The sequence below is a fragment of the Kitasatospora sp. A2-31 genome (assembly GCF_022288725.1).
GTDB lineage: Bacteria > Actinomycetota > Actinomycetes > Streptomycetales > Streptomycetaceae > Kitasatospora.
Genome location: NZ_JAKNTA010000266.1, coordinates 1 through 1070 on the forward strand (window position 1 = coordinate 1; position 1070 = coordinate 1070).

Consider the following 1070-nt stretch of genomic DNA (forward strand, 5'->3'; position numbering starts at 1 on the left):
ACGAGGCCCTGCAGCACGGGGGCGGCGCCGATGACGACGTGGCGCAGGGAGGACACGTCGTGCGGGTCGGTGCGCTGGGCGGCGGCGACCTGGGTGAGGGTGGGGGGCGGCCCGTAGAGGAGGGTGGCGCGGTAGCGCTCGACCAGGTCCAGCAGGCCGGGGTTGTCGGTGGCGTCCTGGAAGGCGATGGTGCCGCCGAGCATGACGCCGGCCAGGACGCCCTGGCCGAAGCCGGAGTAGTGCACGAGCGGGCTGGTGACGGTGGCCACCAGGTCGTCGCCGAGCATGAAGGTGTCGACGTAGCCGCGCACCCCGGAGTGGACGGTGTTCTGGCTGTGCAGGACGCCCTTGGACTCGCCGGTGGTGCCGGAGGTGAACAGCACCACGAACGGGTCGTCGGGGCCCAGTTCGCGTCCGTCGAGCCGGCCCTCGTAGTGCTTCTCGTGGGGGACGGCGACGAAGTGGTCGTGGAAGTCGATGGCGTCCTGGAAGGCGTGGCCGCCGAGGACGACGACGTGTTCCAGCGGCAGTTCGTCCTTGAGGGCCAGGACGGTGGCGGCCAGCGGGTAGCCGTCCCATTCGGGGACGGTGATGCACACGGTGGCCTCGGTCAGGGCCAGGCGGTGGCGCAGTTCGTCCTCGCGGCAGACCGGGGCGATGGGGCAGATGACCGCGCCGACCCGCATGCAGGCGAACATCAGCGGCACGATCTCCCAGCGGTTGGGGAGCTGGGCTGCGACGAAGTCGCCCGGTCGGACGCCGAGTTCGAGCAGGGCGCCGGCGAACCGGTCGGTCAGACGGGCCAGTTCGGCGTAGTCGAGGGTGTCGGTACGCGAGTCGGCCAGGCGGCGGGCGGCGATGGCGAGCTTGTGCGGGCGCTTGGCGGCCTGGCGGCGCAGGTCGTCCAGGAACGTCTCGTCGCGCCACCAGCCGCGGCGGCGGTACTCGGCGGCGCGGTCCTCGGTGGTGGCCGAGGTCAGGCCGGTGTGCACGGCGGTGGTGGTGGCGGGCACCGGCGCTCCTTGCGGCGGGGGGGGGGGCGGTTGGGGGGCGGGGCGGCCGCCCCCGGG

General features: G+C 73.6%; 1 protein-coding gene. It reads right to left on the reverse strand.

Translation table 11 applies throughout. The features are described from left to right. A partial coding sequence (locus MCM47_RS41345) for an AMP-binding protein (protein ID WP_238951899.1) occupies positions 1 to 1013 on the reverse strand: 1013 nt, incomplete at its 3' end. Positions 1014 to 1070: the final 57 nt, after the last annotated feature.